This is a genomic window from Pseudomonas soli, assembly GCF_021283165.2.
GTDB classification, from domain to species: domain Bacteria; phylum Pseudomonadota; class Gammaproteobacteria; order Pseudomonadales; family Pseudomonadaceae; genus Aquipseudomonas; species Aquipseudomonas soli.
The window spans coordinates 2,150,911-2,165,976 of record NZ_CP128543.1 but is presented as its reverse complement, the minus strand read 5'-3'; the positions used below and the strand labels follow the sequence as shown (position 1 = coordinate 2,165,976).

The following is a 15,066-nucleotide window of genomic DNA, read 5'->3' as shown; positions in this document are numbered from 1 at the left end:
CTCAAGCCATCCTGCAGCAGCAGGCGAGCTACGCCAAAGCCTCCCGCACCTTGGGGTCGAGCCCCTCGCCTGCATGGGCCTCGATCCACTCCAGCAACTGCCGGCGCATGGCCGGCGTCCAGAAGCTCTGCAGATGCTGCCTCACCCCCTGCACCGCCTTGGCATGATCCGGCTCACTGTCGAAGTAATGGCCGATCTGGTTAGCCATCCTCACCAGGTTGTCGCTGCTCATCGACGCACCTCCGCCTTTTCTGCCTGACGCCGCTCCTTGAGCAAGCGCCGCTGCTCGTCACTGAAGCTCTGGTAGCGCTTCTGCCATTCCGACGGCTGGAACACCTTCACCACCTCCACTGCGGTGACTTTGTATTCCGGGCAGTTGGTGGCCCAGTCGGAGTTGTCGGTGGTGATCACGTTGGCCCCCGACTCGGGGAAGTGGAACGTTGTATACACCACCCCCGGGGCCACCCGGCTGCTGACCCTGGCACGCAGCACGCTCTGGCCGGCGCGGCTGCCCACGCCCACCCAGTCGCCGTCGGCGATGCCACGGATCTCGGCGTCGCTGGGGTGGATCTCCAAGCGGTCTTCGTCGTGCCAGGCGACGTTGCTGGTGCGCCGGGTCTGCGCGCCGACGTTGTACTGGCTGAGGATGCGCCCGGTGGTCAGCAACAGCGGATAGCGACTGTTGACCTTCTCGTCGGTGGGCACATAGCCGGTGAGCATGAAGCGGCCCTTGCCGCGCACGAACTGCTCGATGTGCATGGTCGGCGTACCATCGGGGGCGGCGTCGTTGCAGGGCCACTGCAGGCTGCCGTGGCGGTCGAGCTCGGCATAGCTGACCCGGCGGAAGGTCGGGGTCAGGCGGGCGATCTCGTCCATGATCTGCGACGGATGCTGGTAGTCCATGTGATAGCCCAGGGCGTCGGCCAAGGCCAGGGTCGCCTCCCAGTCGGCCTTGCCGGCCAGCGGTTCCATGACCTTGCGCACCCGCGAGATGCGCCGCTCGGCATTGGTGAAGGTGCCATCCTTTTCAAGGAACGAGCTGCCCGGCAGGAACACATGGGCGAACTTGGCCGTCTCGTTGAGGAAGATGTCCTGTACCACCACGCATTCCATCGCCAACAGCGCGGCAGTGACGTGCTGGGTGTTGGGGTCGCTCTGGGCGATGTCTTCACCCTGGCAGTACAACGCCTTGAAGCTGCCGTCCAGCGCAGCCTCGAACATGTTCGGAATGCGCAACCCCGGGTCAGGTTGCAGGGTCACGCCCCAGGCCTGCTCGAACTCGGCGCGCACGCTTTCGTTGGAGATATGCCGGTAGCCGGGCAACTCGTGGGGGAACGAACCCATGTCGCACGAGCCCTGCACGTTGTTCTGCCCGCGCAGCGGGTTCACCCCCACTCCTTCGCGGCCGATGTTGCCGGTGGCCATGGCCAGGTTGGCGATGCCCATTACCGCGGTGCTGCCCTGGCTATGCTCGGTCACGCCCAGGCCATAGTAGATCGCCGCATTGCCGCCGGTGGCGTACAGCCGGGCGGCGGCGCGAATCTGCTCGGCGGGCACGCCACACACCGGGCCAAGCAGTTCAGGGGCGTTGTCGGGTTGGGCGACGAAATCGCGCCAGCGTGCGAAATCCTCGGTCTCGCAGCGGGCATCGATGAAGCGCTGGTCGAGCAGGCCCTCGGTGACGATCACATGGGCCAGGGCATTGAGCATGGCCACGTTGGTGCCTGGACGCAGTTGCAGGTGCAATTCGGCACGGGCATGCGGCGAGTCGACCAGGTCGATACGCCGCGGGTCGATGACGATCAATCGCGCACCCTGGCGCAGGCGGCGCTTGAGCTGCGAGCCGAACACCGGGTGGGCGTCGGTGGGGTTGGCGCCGATCACCAGCACCACGTCGGCCAGCATCACCGAGTCGAAGCTCTGGGTGCCGGCGGACTCCCCCAAAGTCTGCTTGAGGCCGTAGCCGGTGGGCGAATGGCAGACCCGCGCGCAGGTGTCGACGTTGTTGTTGCCGAAGGCCGTGCGCACCAGTTTCTGCACCAGGTACGCCTCTTCGTTGGTGCAGCGGCTGGAGGTGATCCCACCGATCGAATCTCGCCCGTACTTGAGCTGGATGCGCCGCAACTCGCTGGCGGCATAGGTGACTGCCTCATCCCAGCTGACCTCTTGCCACGGGTCTTCCAGGCGTTTGCGAATCATTGGCTTGGTGATGCGGTCCGGATGCGTGGCATAGCCCCAGGCGAAGCGGCCCTTGACGCAGGCATGGCCGTGGTTGGCGCCGCCATTCTTGTCCGGGACCATGCGCACCAGCTGGTCGCCCTTCATCTCGGCGCGGAACGAGCAGCCCACGCCGCAATAGGCACAGGTGGTGATTACCGCGCGCTCGGGCTGGCCGAGCTGGATCAGGCTTTTTTCGCTCAGGGTCGCCGTCGGGCAGGCCTGCACGCAGGCGCCGCAGGACACGCATTCGGAGCTGAGGAAATCGTCACCGCCGGCCGCCGCCACCCGCGAGTCGAAACCGCGCCCGGTGATGGTCAGGGCGAAGGTGCCCTGGATGTCTTCGCAGGCCCGCACGCAGCGGCTGCAGACAATGCACTTGCTCGGCTCGTAGTCGAAGTACGGGTTGGACACATCCTTGCCTTCGCCCAGGTGATTGGCGCCGTCGTAGCCATAACGTACCTCGCGCAAGCCGACCTGGCCGGCGACGGTCTGCAGTTCGCAGTTGCCGTTGGCCGAACAGGTCAGGCAGTCCAGCGGATGGTCGGAGATATACAGTTCCATCACGTTGCGGCGCAGATCGGCCAGGCGTGGCGTCTGCGTGCGCACCACCATGCCCTCGCCTACCGGGGTGGTGCAGGACGCCGGGTAGCCGCGCATGCCGTCGATCTCGACCATGCACATGCGGCACGAGCCGAAGGCCTCGAGGCTGTCGGTGGCGCACAGTTTGGGGATGCTGGTGCCGAGCATGGCCGCGGCGCGCATCACCGAGGTACCGGCGGGCACGCTGATCGCACGGCCGTCGATGACCAGGCTGACCTGCACCTCGCTGATGCGTTGCGGGGTACCCAGGTCGAGGTCGCTGCTGGGGTCGAAGTAATTGATCATTGCGCGGCCTCCAGGCCGAAATCGGCGGGGAAGTGCTTGAGGGCGCTGACCACCGGATACGGGGTCATCCCGCCCATGGCGCACAGCGAGCCGTACTGCATCGTGTCGCACAGGTCGCGCAGCAACCCCGCCTGGCTTTCGCGGTAGGCCGGGTCGGTGCTGGCGATCAGCCGATCGACCACTTCCATGCCGCGGGTCGAACCGATCCGGCACGGCGTGCACTTGCCGCAGGATTCTTCGGCGCAGAACTGCAGGGCGAAGCGAGCCATGCCGGCCATGTTCAGGGTATCGTCGGCCAACACCACACCGCCGTGGCCGAGCATCGCGCCAATGGCGGCGAAGGCCTCGTAGTCCAGCGGCGTGTCGAACTGTCCAGGCGGCACCCAGGCACCCAGCGGGCCGCCGACCTGCGCCGCCTTGATCGGCCGGCCACTGGCGGTTCCGCCACCGTAGCCTTCCACCAGCTCCCGCAAGGTCAGGCCGAAAGCGCGCTCCACCAACCCACCCTGGCGGATATTGCCGGCCAGCTGGAACGGCAAGGTGCCGAGCGAGCGGCCCATGCCGAAGTCGCGGTAATAGGCCGCGCCCTTGGCCAGGATGATCGGTACCGAGGCCAGGGTGAGCACGTTGTGCACCAGCGTCGGTTGGCCGAACAGGCCCTCCAGCGCCGGCAGCGGCGGCTTGGCCCGAACGATGCCACGCTTGCCCTCCAGGGACTCGAGCAACGCGGTTTCCTCGCCACAGATATAGGCACCCGCGCCGACCCGCACCTCCAGGTCGAAGGCCACGCCGCTGCCGGCGACATCCAGGTAACCGGCCTCGCGAGCCAGCAGGATCGCCTCGTTGAGCACACGCACGGCATCGGGGTACTCCGAGCGCACATAGATGTAGCCCTTGCTCGCTCCCACAGCGAGGCCGGCGATGATCATGCCCTCGATCAGCAGGAACGGGTCGCCCTCCATCAACATACGGTCGGCGAAGGTACCAGAGTCGCCCTCGTCGGCGTTGCACACCACGTACTTCTGCGCGGCCGACGCCTGGCGCACGGTGCGCCACTTGATGCCCGCCGGGAAGGCCGCGCCACCTCGGCCACGCAGGCCCGAATCGAGCACCGCCGCGACCACTTCGTCGCCGTCCAGCAACGTGGCCTGGCGCAGCCCCTCGAACCCACCGTTGGCGTGGTAGTCATCCAGCGACAGTGGCCGGGTGATGCCGGCTCGGGCGAACAACAGGCGCTGCTGGGTTTTCAGGTAGGGAATGTCCTCGACCGGCCCCAGCGCCAGCGCATGGCCGGCGTGGTCGCCCGCCAGGGCATCGAGCAAACCGGGGATATCCTCGGGCGCGACCGGCCCGAAGCCCAGCCGGCCTTGCGCGGTGTCCAGCTCCACCAGCGGCTCCAGCCAATACAGGCCACGGGAGCTGGTGCGCTTGATGCCTAGCGGCAGGTTGCGCTGCGCGGCCTCGTGGGTCAGTGCCTCGGCCACCTGATCGGCGCCCGCTGCCCGGGCCAGCGAATCACAGGAGATGCACAGGCTCAACATGCCTTGACCTCCTCTCGGCAGCTCGCCACCAGCGCCCGCAGGCGTTCCGGGGTGACGCGGGCGTGGAGCTGGCCGTCGAGTTCCAACGCCGGCGAGCAGGCACAGGCACCCAGGCAGTACACCGGGCGCAGGTCGAGCGCCCCGTCTTCGCTGCGGCCGTGATCATCCATCCCGAGCTGCTCGCGCAATTGCGCGGCCAGTGCCTCGGCGCCACGGCTCTGGCAGGACTCGGCGCGGCACAGGCGCAGGGTATGGCGAGCCGGCGGCGTGGTACGAAAATCGTGGTAGAAGCTGAGCACCCCGCGCACCTCGGCCTGGCTGAGGTTAAGGGCATGGGCGATCTCGCCGACGGCGATGTCGGGGATGTAGCCGGCGCCGGCCTGGATGGCGTGGAGGATCGGCAACAAGGCGCCGGGGTTGTCCTTTTCACGGGCCAGGACACGCTGGATCAGAGGCAGGTGGTTCAACTCATCAGGCATACAGCGGACCTCGGCAACCCGGCCCGGCCCTGATCGCGGGCCAGTGTCCGGCTGTGTTCAGCTGCGGTGCGCCGGCTGCGTCACGGTAGCGGCAGCCGGGCACCCTCCTTGCCTGTGGCCGGGCGTCTTGCTGCGCTCGGTCCACGGGCATCCTCAGAGCATGGCAGCTATTGCGCGAAGAGGTTGTGCGCGGGCGACCCGGCGCGTCCTGAAACCGACCATTGGAGGGGAGCGGAGCGGCCCCCGCATAGGCGGCCCTGACAGTCAGTCCACGACCACATGCGGCACGAACCGCGAGCTGTCCTTGGTGATCAGGGTGTCGTCTTCACGAATGCCGATCCCCGAGGCCAGATCACCGACCACCCACGAGCCGATCAGGGTGTAGCTGTCACCGAATTTTGGCAAAGGCGCGAAACCTTGCAGGATATACGGCGCATCATCGTAGGGCCCGTCCTCGAACACCCGCTGGTCATCGGTCGTGCGAATGTCCACATTGGCCCCCTCGCGGGAGAAATACGGCTTACGCACCCAGCCCTTGGGCACCGGCCGCCGTGGGTCTTCGTCGAGGAAGGCCGGCAACAGGTTCGGGTGGCCCTCATGCCATTCCCACAACAACGGCAGGATGCCTTTGTTGGAGATCAGCGACTTCCACGCTGGCTCGACGAACTGGGTATCGCAACCGGCGATGGCCTGGCCGAAGTCCTCGTGGAAGATATGCTCCCAGGCGTGCAGCTTGAACAGGCGCGGGATCGGTCGGCCTTCGAGGTCGACGAAACGCCCCTGGTCGTTCAGGCCGATATCCTCCAGGTCGATATGCCGGGTGCTGATACCCACGTGCCCGGCCATCTTGCGCAGGAAATCCGTGGTGCCGCGGTCCTCGATCGAGCCGCCGATGGCCGAGAAGTAGAACGGGCTTTCACGTTCGAAGGCGGCAAAGGCCCGCACCAGGTCTTCAGCCAGGGTGTTGAACTGGCTGGCATGGGCCGGCAGCACGCCGCGCTCGATCTGCTGCTCAAGCCAGATCAGCTGGAACGCCGCGGCTTCGTACAGCGAGGTCGGCGTGTCGTAGTTGGCCTCGATCAGCTTGGCCGGGCCCGTGCCGTCGTAGCTGAAGTCGAAACGCCCGTAGAGGTGCGGATGCCCCTCCTGCCACGAACGGCGCACCAGGTCGAAGAACGCCGGCGGAATCGCCAGGCGGGTCATCAGCGCTTCGCTGTCGACGATGCGCGCCACCGCGTCCAGGCACATCGCGTGCAGCTCCTGGGTGGGCGCCTCCAGGTCACGGCTGACCTGGGCCTCACTGAACTGGTAGTAACCGCGCTCGTCCCAGTAGCGCTCGCCGTCGATGGTGTGGAAGGCGAAGCCCTCACGCTCGGCGGTTGTGCGCCAATCCGGGCGTTCGTCGCAGTGGACCTTGCGCATGCTCAACCGCCGAAACTGAAGCCGCCGCTGCTCTTGCCGCCCCAGCCGCTGCGCGCAGTGGCCTGGCTGCCGAAGCCGCCACGGGAGATCGACGAGGACACGCTGGAGCGGGTCGAGGTTCTGGACTTGTAGCTGCTACCGCTGGAGCTGCCGGAGTAATAGCTGCTGTAGCTGCCGCCGCTCTGCTGGGCCTGGTCGGAGCGCTCGAAGCGCTTGCCTTGGTCGATCTGCTGGCCGAGGGTGGTAGTGCGGTAGCCACCGCTACTGTCACGGTACTGGTAGACCGGCTGCGAGTAGTACTGGCGATTGCCGCCGCTGAGCACCTGGCCAAGCAGCAGGCCGGTCAGCAGGCCGTTGAAATTGCTGCCGCCGCTGCTGGCCTGGCCGCTGTTCTCGACCTGGGCGCGGGCCGCATCGACCTGTGACTGGCTGACCTCGCCCGATACCGCCAGCTCGAAACCACCGAGGCGCGGCATGTAGCGGTTGTCGCTGGTGACCTGGCAGTAGTCCGGCACGAAATCGGCCTCGCACGCCGCCTTGTCGCCATAGGTCGGCGCGACCCGACGGTGATCGGCCAACGCCTCCATATAGGCATCGGAACACACGTCCACCGGCATCTTGTCATCGACACAGGCCTGGACGGTGGTGTAGTTGCTGCGCTTGCTGACCGTGTAGGTCTCCTCGGGCGCGCTGCACGCGGTGAGCGCCAGCGGCAGGGAACTGGCCAGCACCAGCTTGACGGAACTGCGTCTCATGTATGGCTCCTTGCGCGCAAACGGCTCAGACCGACGGGGTCATGCAGGCCGAATTGAGGAAGCCCACGCTGATCGCCACGGCGGCGGCGTAGATCGCGGCGGCCATTTCGCCCTTGGCGATGCGGCTGGCCAACCCCTTGAGCACCAGGCTGGTGATGGCGAAGGCGAGCAGTTGCACCACGGCGGCGATCACCACCCAGACCACGAAGTCGAGCAGGCTGACGCTGTAGGCGATGATGTTGCTGGCCGGCAGCGAGAAGCCGATCAGCGCGCCGCCCAGGGCGATGGCCGCAGCGCTGTTGTTGTCGCGGATCAGGGCGAATTCGCGGTGCGGGGTGAGGTGCGTGTAGATGAACTGGAACAGCCAGAAAAGCACCAGCGCCACGCTGATGTAGAGAATGAAGCCGATCACTGCCTGGGCGTTGAGCGACATGCGAAGTGCGTCGAGCATGGTGAATCCTTGTCAGATGACGTTGAAGTCCGTTGATTGCAGGGTGACACCCACCGAAGTGGTCAGGCTGACATTGCCGTCCTCGTCTTCCTCCACCGACAGCAGGAGGAATTCGCGGCGATCGGTCAGGCCGGTTTCGCGGGCATACAGCATCGACAGGTGCTGGATGCGGTAGCTGGTCTCGGGGCTGGTGACCCACTCGCTGATCGGCGTGAGCTCGGTCTGCCCCTCTTCGCTGCCCCACTGGCGAACGAACTCGTAGCCTTCGTGCTCGTAGTACGGCAGGCCGATGTTCGACTCGGGGCCGACCAGGCGCTTGAGCTCCGCGTCGCTGGTGACCGGTACCACGCTGTAGTAACCGAACAGGATGATGTCACGGACATCGTCAGCCGACGCGCCATTCATCACCACCTGCAGCCAGTAGTCCTCGTCTTCCATATAGAAGCGCGCCAGGCGCACCGACTGGCCGAGGTCGACTTCACCGACCGCCCAGACCACTTCCTGCTCGGGGACCTCCAGCTCGGAATGCCCGTCGAGCAGCAGCTTGAGCGAGCGATCGAGCTTGAGCATGCGCCCGCTGCCCAGGCCGAATGGCAGGTTGCCTTGGGCCTGGCTGCCGGCGGCAGGTTTGGGGGCTTCGAAGCCCATGAAGCGTTTCAACCAACCCACGGGGCATCTCCTGGGTGAGAGGGTGACGGAACAGGAGCCAGTACTGGAGCTGTAGCGAACAGGCTGGGCCTGTTGGAAGAAGGCGACATTGAAAATCCCTTGGGTCGCGGCAGTCCTTTGGCGGGGGCGACACGATACTGCTTTTCGTGTGCCCCGCCAACGGGTCTGCAGCAGGGTTTTGCGCCAGCCGGGCCAGCTCCATCGCGGGGCAAGCCCGCTCCCACGGACCCACGACAGGCCAGCCCGCTCAACGAATCACTCCGCCGGCTTGGCCGCCTTGGCCTTCAAGCGTGCCAGCACATCGTCGGCACCACTGTTGCTGGCGCCGATCCCGGCCGACTTCAGGCGTGCTTCCAGATCGCTGCCATCGGCCTTGGCCGCCAGCTCCGCCGCCGCTTCCAGCTCGGCGGCACGCTCGGTCTGGCGCTTCTTGATGCGGTCCAGCGAGCCGACCGCCGTTTCCAGGCTGCCATTGGCGCCGCCGGTGGCCGAGGCCGCACTGACCTGGGCACGCTGCACGCTCTCGCGGGCCTTGACCAGGTCTACCTGCTGCTTGAGGCCCTTGATCTGCGCCTCGGTCTTGCTCACGGTGGCGGTCAGGGTCGTCACCGACGCACCGAACTGGTCCGCCAGCGCCTGCTCGCTGTCACGCTGGTTGGTCAGGTCGGCGATGCGCGCCGCGCATTCGTGGGCCAGGCCCTCCTCGCCCTTGTCCAGCGCGGCAATGGCCTTTTGTTCCCAGTCGCCGATGGTCTTGTCGAACTCGGTGATGCGCTGCTGCGCGGTCTTGTGCTTGGCCATGATCTTGACCAGCTGGTTGCGCGCATCGATCAGGTTGTTGTCCGCGTCGCGAATCTCCTGGTCGAGGATGCGCAGGGCCTGGGAGTCGACGATCGCCTCACCGACTTCCGAAGCGCCGCCACGCAGGGCGGTGACGATCTTTCTCAACAAACTCATGGTGCAATCTCCGGAATCAGTGGGTGAAGTAGTCTTCGAAATCCTCGGCGGCGGTGATGACGTTGTCGGCCAGGGTGTGGATCTCCTGGACGATGTTGTCCAGCGACGAAGCCGCGCTCAGGGCGCCGAACATGGTGTATACCGACTCGCCCGAGGGCAGCGTGTGCAGGCCGATGGACGACAGCGGGAACACATCGCGGGTGCGCAGCACCGCATCGTTGAATGCAGCGCGGTCTTTCACCTGGCAGGCTTGCACCAGCAGCGTGTCGACCAGGATCTGCTCACCGGCCACGGCGATGTACAGCGGCAGGCCGTCCAGTTCGTTCATCACCAGCTTGAGGCTGGGCTCGGCGCCCTGTTGCAGGGACAGGCCGATCGACCCGCCGCGCACCTCGTCCAGGCCTTGCAGGGCGCCGTGCAGCGTTTCGATCGTCCAGTGGGTGTGCTCGGTCATGAAATCCTCCGTTCTGACCTGTTTGCCCGCGTGGGGCTGACGTAAAGCCTTCTCGATACCGCGCAGGGCGGCGGCGTGCTCGGGCAGGATCCACAGCTCACGCTTGACCAGGCCTGCGGCCTTGAGCCGGGCGCGCATGTCACGCATGTAGTCGGTGGAGCTTTTCTTGCCTGCCATCGAAGGGGGTGTCCTTGTCTCACATGTGATGCACGTTACGCCTGGATCATGAGCTGCGCAAGCATCACATGTGAGGAGCAATGTTCACACGGTGCGCCCGCCCCAACCTACCCCGCCACCCGCGTCAGCCGCTGCAGCGCCTCGATTACCTGCGGATCACGTACCTCGAGCACATCCATCTGGATTCTTGCGATCACCGCCTTGAGCAGCTCGGTCTGACTCATCCGGGTTTGCCCCAGCAGCGTCAGGAAATCCTCGGCCATGTGCGCGTTGACCTTCATCGACAACCGCCGCGTGGCTCCGGACGCCGGCAACCCCCTCTGACGCCGCTGCGCGTCGAGTGCCTGGACGAAGGCCTCGTGGCCGGGCTGCAGACCCGCCCCCTGGCGGGCCTGCACCAGCCAATGGAAATAATGGGCGAGGAACAGCTTGCGCAGGTGTGCCCCTGCCTCGCTGCTGACCGCTTGCATCGCCGCGTCGAGCACATCGAGATACACCGCCGGCAGCCGCGCCTCGATGGACTTGAGCTGCTGCTTGCGCGCCTCGCGGATTGCCGGGGTGGACTGCGGCGGGATGGCCACCACCGTATCGCAGCCGTCGCACACGCCCACCAGGATGTCCCGCGCCACGCCCAGGCCGTCACTGAAAGGCACGTCGCGCCGGGTGTAATGCATGGCGACCAACGCCTGGCAACGTTCGCACAGGGCCTGGCCGGTGTCGCCCTCGAACAGGATTTTCATGCTTGGGTTACTCATTGGTGAACACTGATGAACCACGTCTGCGGCTCGATGAAATAGAACTTGATGTACCAGCCGGAGCGCCTGAGCACATGGACTTCGATGGCTGGCACGGCATGGTGTGGGCTGCAGCTGTAGTGATTGCCATTGCAAGCACGGATGACCTCGATGACATCGCCCGCACTGAGCGCGCCAAGGGCCAACAGGTTCTTTACCTCGATATCGCCCCGCGCTGCATGCAGGTACTTCCCGGATTCGAGCGCGGCAATGACCGCGCTCTTGGCTGCCTTGAAGCCTTTTGGCATGACCCCTCCCTGGCATTACGAAAATCATCGTACATTTTTCTGACTGAATCCAGCTTGCGCTTCGACTCAGCCGACCAACGGCGCTGTCGTGCACCGATGAAACCTGGGCATGAACTATGGCCGCGGGCGCGCCACTGTGTGGCCTGGATGTGTAACCAGCGCTTTCGGGGATATACAGCGTGTTTCGCGCGATCCTTGCCGACTCGATGATGACCCGCTGATCCGTGCGCCTCGATTGCCAGGCAATGCGCTGCGCTAGCTGGGGCTGGCTGTCAAACGGCGATCCCGGAAACAGCATTGACGCCTTCCAGCGTCGCGAAGGACATATCCTTTGCCGTGAGCAGGAAGTCGCTTACATAAGGCACTTCGAGCATGTCGCTGCGGACCGCCGCATACAGTTTTGCCTGCAGCCCCTTCTCCCCCAGTCGCTTGGTGGTCACGTAACCGCGCGAGCTGTATTCATGCACGGCCCAGTTCGGCAGGCAGCACACACCGCGGCCGCTGGCCACCAGTTGCATCATCATGATCGTCAGCTCCGAGGTGCGCACTTGCGCCGGCTCGATATCGGCCGGGTCAAGGAAGCGGGTGAAGATGTCCAGCCTGTTGCGCTCGATCGGGTAGGTGATCAGCGTCTGGCCGGCAAGATCGGCGGGCTCCAGATACGGCTTCACGCACAAGGCGTGATGATTATCGATGGCCAGCAATGCCTCATAGCCGAACAGTGGCACATAGCTGATCCCCGGCAGTTTCATCGGGTCGGACGTCACCACCAGGTCCAGATCGCCCCGCTCCAACGCCGGCAGTGGCGCGAATGAAAACCCCGACGCCAGGTCCAGCTCGACCTCCGGCCAGGCACCGCGAAATTCGTCCACCGTCGGCATCAGCCACTGATAGCAGCTGTGGCACTCGATGGCGATGTGCAGACGCCCGGCCGTACCACCCGCCAGTTTGCCCAGGTCCCGCTCGGTGGCACGGATCTGCGGCAGTACCTGCTCGGCCAGCTCCAGCAGCTTGAGACCAGCGCTGGTAAAACGTACCGGCCTGGACTTGCGCACGAACAGCGGAATGCCAATACGGTCTTCCAGCTCGCGGAACTGGTGCGACAACGCCGATTGGGTCAGGTGCAGCCGTTCGGCGGCCTCGTACAGGCTGTCGGTTTCGCGCAAGGCATGGATGGTGCGCAGGTGCCTCAGATCGATCATGAGAAAAACTACACTTGTATGCAAAAAAAATGAGTTTGTCTCATGAAGAGCTGATCTTTGACAATCCTTCATCGAATTTGCGCAAGCGACAAAGGCAGGCATGGGCGCGGCACCCATGAATCTCAACCCTGGCCTTCCTTGCCTCGCTTAAGACATCAGGGCTCACCACCACCATGAATAACGAGTTTGCATTCACCCTCAAACGGATCTGTTTCGATGAACACTACCAGCCTTCGGACAAGACCCGCACCACCACCAACTTCGCCAACCTGGCCAGGGGCAAGAGCCGCCAGGAAAACCTGCGCAATACCTTGAGGATGATCGACAACCGCTTCAATGCCCTGGCGCACTGGGATAACCCCAAAGGCGATCGCTACAGGGTCGAACTCGACATCATTTCAGTGGAAATGGATATCGGCCTCTCGGGCGCCGCCCCCGCACTGCCGTTGATCGAAATATTGAAAACGACGGTAGTTGACCGGGAAACCAACGAACGTATCGACGGCATGGTCGGCAATAATTTTTCGTCATACGTGCGCGATTACGATTTCAGCGTGCTGTTGCAGGGGCACAACAAGGATCGGCACACCTTCAGCACCCCCGAGGACTTTGGCGACCTGCACGGAAAGCTGTTCAAGTGCTTCGTGAATTCACCCGTCTACAAAGCGCATTTCCGCAAGCTGCCCGTCATCTGCCTGAGCGTCTCGAGCAGCAAGGTGTATCACCGCACGGAAAACCAGCACCCGGTCCTGGGCGTGGAATACCTGCAGGCCGAATACTCGCTGACCGATGAGTACTTCAAGAAGATGGGCTTGAAGGTGCGCTACTTCATGCCGCCCAACAGTGCCGCGCCGCTGGCGTTCTATTTTGCCGGCGATCTGCTGGGCGACTACACCAACCTGGAACTGATCAGCACCATCAGCACGATGGACACCTTCCAGAAAATCTACCGGCCTGAAATCTACAACGCGAACTCCGCCGCCGGCAAAACCTACCAACCCAGCTTGCAGCACCAGGACTACTCGTTGACGCGCATCGTTTACGACCGCGAAGAGCGCAGCCGCCTGGCTGTCGAACAGGGCAAGTTCGCGCACGAACACTTCATCAAGCCCTACCAGGCCATTCTCGAGCAGTGGTCCGCCCGTTGCGCGCTTTGACTCAACCAGACACAAGGTTTTCCAGTATGAAAAAGCTGTTATCCACCTCCACTGCCGGCAGCCTGCCCAAACCCGCCTGGCTCGCCGAACCTGAGAAGCTCTGGTCGCCATGGAAGCTGGAGGGTGATGAACTGGTCGAGGGCAAGCAAGACGCGCTGCGCTTGTCCTTGCAAGAACAACAGCACGCCGGTATCGATATCGTCAGCGATGGCGAACAGACACGTCAGCATTTCGTCACGACCTTCATCGAACACCTCGACGGTGTCGATTTCGAGCAGCGCGAGACGGTCAGAATCCGTGATCGCTACGATGCGAGCGTGCCGACGGTCGTAGGCGCTGTTGCTCGCCGCCAGCCTGTGTTCGTCGATGACGCCAGGTTCTTGCGTCAGCAAACCTCACAACCCATCAAGTGGGCGCTGCCCGGCCCCATGACGATGATCGACACACTGTATGACGCCCACTACAAGAGCCGCGAAAAACTGGCCTGGGAATTCGCCAAGATCCTCAACCAGGAGGCCCGCGAACTCGAAGCGGCGGGTGTCGACATCATCCAGTTCGACGAACCCGCCTTCAACGTGTTCTTCGACGAGGTCAATGACTGGGGTGTGGCTACCCTGGAGCGCGCCATCGAAGGGCTCAAGTGCGAAACCGCCGTGCACATCTGCTACGGCTACGGCATCAAGGCCAACACCGACTGGAAAAAGACCCTGGGCTCGGAATGGCGGCAATACGAAGAAGCCTTCCCCAAGCTGCAGAAATCCAGCATCGACATCGTCTCGCTGGAGTGCCACAACTCCCACGTGCCGATGGACCTGATCGAGCTTATCCGTGGCAAGAAAGTGATGGTTGGCGCCATCGATGTCGCCAACCATGCCATTGAAACCCCCGAGGAAGTTGCCAATACCCTGCGCAAGGCCCTGCAGTTCGTCGACGCCGACAAGCTCTACCCTTGCACCAACTGCGGGATGGCGCCCCTGCCGCGCCAGGTGGCAAGAGGCAAGCTCAATGCGTTGAGCGCGGGCGCGGAGATTGTTCGCAGAGAGCTGGCAAACAAGCGCTGAGCCCAGGTCGGAGGTAACAGGTGGGGGCCCGGACAGATGCGGGCCTTCCCACCCCTTCGAGCGGTACCCATACCCAGGATCTACTATGTCACTCCCTATCGAGCCATCGAGCTTTCGCGAAGCGCTCGGGCACTACGCCTCCGGTATCACGGTCATTACATCGCACACCGATGACGAGCCGATCGGCTTTACTTGCCAGTCGTTCTACAGCGTGTCGATGAACCCGCCACTGGTGTCATTCAGCGTGATGTCCAGTTCGGCCAGCTACCCCAGGATTCGCCAGGCCGGTCGCTTCGCGGTCAACATCCTGGCGGGTGAGCAGGTCGAGATTTCCAACCAGTTCGCGCGGCGCGGTACGGACAAGTGGCACAAGGTGCAATGGCAACCGTCACCGTTGGGCAACCCGATCATTGCCGGCAGCCTGCACTGGATCGATTGCGAGATTCACGCTGAACACGCCGCGGGCGATCACCTGATCGTCATCGGTGAAGTGAAGGCGTTGAACCTGCAGCAAACCACGTCCTCGCAGCCTTTGCTGTATTTCAAGGGGCAGTATTGCAACCTCGCGGCGCCGGGAGCTGTGGGCGCCTGACG

16 protein-coding genes are annotated in these 15,066 nt (G+C 64.1%); 3 read left to right on the top strand and 13 right to left on the bottom strand.

Features of this window, described 5'->3' with window-relative positions; all coding sequences use genetic code 11:
• Window positions 1-28 precede the first annotated feature (28 nt).
• From LU688_RS10140 to LU688_RS10080, 13 genes are all read right to left on the bottom strand, one after another.
• On the bottom strand, window positions 29-232 hold the full coding sequence (locus tag LU688_RS10140; RefSeq protein WP_160290849.1) for a formate dehydrogenase subunit delta: 204 nt from the start codon (window positions 230-232) through the stop codon (window positions 29-31).
• Entirely contained in the window at window positions 229-3,105 is a 2,877-nt protein-coding gene (fdhF, locus tag LU688_RS10135) for a formate dehydrogenase subunit alpha (protein ID WP_160290848.1), read from the bottom strand. Before fdhF ends, LU688_RS10140 begins: the two co-directional genes overlap by 4 nt.
• Window positions 3,102-4,646 carry a formate dehydrogenase beta subunit gene (locus LU688_RS10130; RefSeq protein WP_160290847.1) on the bottom strand — a complete coding sequence of 515 codons (1,545 nt, stop codon included), beginning with the start codon at window positions 4,644-4,646 and terminating at the stop codon, window positions 3,102-3,104. Before LU688_RS10130 ends, fdhF begins: the two co-directional genes overlap by 4 nt.
• A complete protein-coding gene (locus tag LU688_RS10125; protein ID WP_104444190.1) occupies window positions 4,640-5,125 on the bottom strand; it encodes a formate dehydrogenase subunit gamma in 486 nt (161 codons plus the stop codon). Before LU688_RS10125 ends, LU688_RS10130 begins: the two co-directional genes overlap by 7 nt.
• Before the next feature lie 264 nt (window positions 5,126-5,389).
• Window positions 5,390-6,547, bottom strand: a complete 1,158-nt coding sequence (locus tag LU688_RS10120) for a glutathionylspermidine synthase family protein (RefSeq protein WP_160290846.1) — start codon at window positions 6,545-6,547, stop codon at window positions 5,390-5,392.
• A gap of 2 nt (window positions 6,548-6,549) precedes the next feature.
• The gene (locus LU688_RS10115) at window positions 6,550-7,302 is read right to left on the bottom strand and encodes a DUF1190 domain-containing protein (protein ID WP_160290845.1); all 753 of its coding nucleotides are present in this window, start codon (window positions 7,300-7,302) and stop codon (window positions 6,550-6,552) included.
• 25 nt (window positions 7,303-7,327) lie between these two features.
• Entirely contained in the window at window positions 7,328-7,753 is a 426-nt protein-coding gene (locus LU688_RS10110) for a DUF350 domain-containing protein (RefSeq protein ID WP_046856317.1), read from the bottom strand.
• Between the two features lie 12 nt (window positions 7,754-7,765).
• A complete protein-coding gene (locus tag LU688_RS10105) occupies window positions 7,766-8,422 on the bottom strand; it encodes a DUF2491 family protein (RefSeq protein ID WP_046856318.1) in 657 nt (218 codons plus the stop codon).
• Window positions 8,423-8,677: 255 nt separating this feature from the next.
• On the bottom strand, window positions 8,678-9,379 hold the full coding sequence (locus LU688_RS10100) for a PspA/IM30 family protein (protein ID WP_038705765.1): 702 nt from the start codon (window positions 9,377-9,379) through the stop codon (window positions 8,678-8,680).
• 16 nt (window positions 9,380-9,395) lie between these two features.
• A complete protein-coding gene (locus LU688_RS10095) occupies window positions 9,396-10,010 on the bottom strand; it encodes a YjfI family protein (protein ID WP_023631917.1) in 615 nt (204 codons plus the stop codon).
• A 107-nt stretch (window positions 10,011-10,117) separates the two neighbouring features.
• Entirely contained in the window at window positions 10,118-10,750 is a 633-nt protein-coding gene (locus tag LU688_RS10090; RefSeq protein ID WP_160290844.1) for a hypothetical protein, read from the bottom strand.
• Window positions 10,751-10,761: 11 nt separating this feature from the next.
• Window positions 10,762-11,052 (bottom strand): hypothetical protein, encoded by a 291-nt coding sequence (locus LU688_RS10085; RefSeq protein ID WP_160290843.1) that lies wholly within the window; start codon window positions 11,050-11,052, stop codon window positions 10,762-10,764.
• A gap of 272 nt (window positions 11,053-11,324) precedes the next feature.
• Complete coding sequence (locus LU688_RS10080) at window positions 11,325-12,254, bottom strand: LysR family transcriptional regulator (protein WP_160290842.1); 930 nt, start codon at window positions 12,252-12,254, stop codon at window positions 11,325-11,327.
• Between the two features lie 173 nt (window positions 12,255-12,427).
• Here LU688_RS10080 and LU688_RS10075 point away from each other — a divergent pair, with 173 nt between their 5' ends.
• The 3 genes from LU688_RS10075 to LU688_RS10065 all read left to right on the top strand — a co-directional run bounded on the left by LU688_RS10075 (window position 12,428) and on the right by LU688_RS10065 (window position 15,064).
• Window positions 12,428-13,411 (top strand): DUF1852 domain-containing protein, encoded by a 984-nt coding sequence (locus LU688_RS10075; protein ID WP_104444194.1) that lies wholly within the window; start codon window positions 12,428-12,430, stop codon window positions 13,409-13,411.
• A gap of 26 nt (window positions 13,412-13,437) precedes the next feature.
• Window positions 13,438-14,472: a methionine synthase gene (locus tag LU688_RS10070; RefSeq protein ID WP_104444195.1), complete on the top strand. Its 1,035-nt coding sequence runs from the start codon at window positions 13,438-13,440 to the stop codon at window positions 14,470-14,472.
• A gap of 85 nt (window positions 14,473-14,557) precedes the next feature.
• Entirely contained in the window at window positions 14,558-15,064 is a 507-nt protein-coding gene (locus LU688_RS10065) for a flavin reductase family protein (protein WP_023630563.1), read from the top strand.
• Window positions 15,065-15,066: the final 2 nt, after the last annotated feature.

Excerpts from the sequence above, each read along its gene's own strand:
- LU688_RS10140 (WP_160290849.1), bottom strand. The coding sequence starts at position 232 with ATGAGCAGCGACAACCTGGTGAGGATGGCTAACCAGATCGGCCATTAC.
- fdhF (WP_160290848.1), bottom strand. The coding sequence starts at position 3,105 with ATGATCAATTACTTCGACCCCAGCAGCGACCTCGACCTGGGTACCCCG.
- LU688_RS10130 (WP_160290847.1), bottom strand. The coding sequence starts at position 4,646 with ATGTTGAGCCTGTGCATCTCCTGTGATTCGCTGGCCCGGGCAGCGGGC.
- LU688_RS10125 (WP_104444190.1), bottom strand. The coding sequence starts at position 5,125 with ATGCCTGATGAGTTGAACCACCTGCCTCTGATCCAGCGTGTCCTGGCC.
- LU688_RS10120 (WP_160290846.1), bottom strand. The coding sequence starts at position 6,547 with ATGCGCAAGGTCCACTGCGACGAACGCCCGGATTGGCGCACAACCGCC.
- LU688_RS10115 (WP_160290845.1), bottom strand. The coding sequence starts at position 7,302 with ATGAGACGCAGTTCCGTCAAGCTGGTGCTGGCCAGTTCCCTGCCGCTG.
- LU688_RS10110 (WP_046856317.1), bottom strand. The coding sequence starts at position 7,753 with ATGCTCGACGCACTTCGCATGTCGCTCAACGCCCAGGCAGTGATCGGC.
- LU688_RS10100 (WP_038705765.1), bottom strand. The coding sequence starts at position 9,379 with ATGAGTTTGTTGAGAAAGATCGTCACCGCCCTGCGTGGCGGCGCTTCG.
- LU688_RS10095 (WP_023631917.1), bottom strand. The coding sequence starts at position 10,010 with ATGGCAGGCAAGAAAAGCTCCACCGACTACATGCGTGACATGCGCGCC.
- LU688_RS10090 (WP_160290844.1), bottom strand. The coding sequence starts at position 10,750 with ATGAAAATCCTGTTCGAGGGCGACACCGGCCAGGCCCTGTGCGAACGT.
- LU688_RS10085 (WP_160290843.1), bottom strand. The coding sequence starts at position 11,052 with ATGCCAAAAGGCTTCAAGGCAGCCAAGAGCGCGGTCATTGCCGCGCTC.
- LU688_RS10080 (WP_160290842.1), bottom strand. The coding sequence starts at position 12,254 with ATGATCGATCTGAGGCACCTGCGCACCATCCATGCCTTGCGCGAAACC.
- LU688_RS10075 (WP_104444194.1), top strand. The coding sequence starts at position 12,428 with ATGAATAACGAGTTTGCATTCACCCTCAAACGGATCTGTTTCGATGAA.
- LU688_RS10070 (WP_104444195.1), top strand. The coding sequence starts at position 13,438 with ATGAAAAAGCTGTTATCCACCTCCACTGCCGGCAGCCTGCCCAAACCC.
- LU688_RS10065 (WP_023630563.1), top strand. The coding sequence starts at position 14,558 with ATGTCACTCCCTATCGAGCCATCGAGCTTTCGCGAAGCGCTCGGGCAC.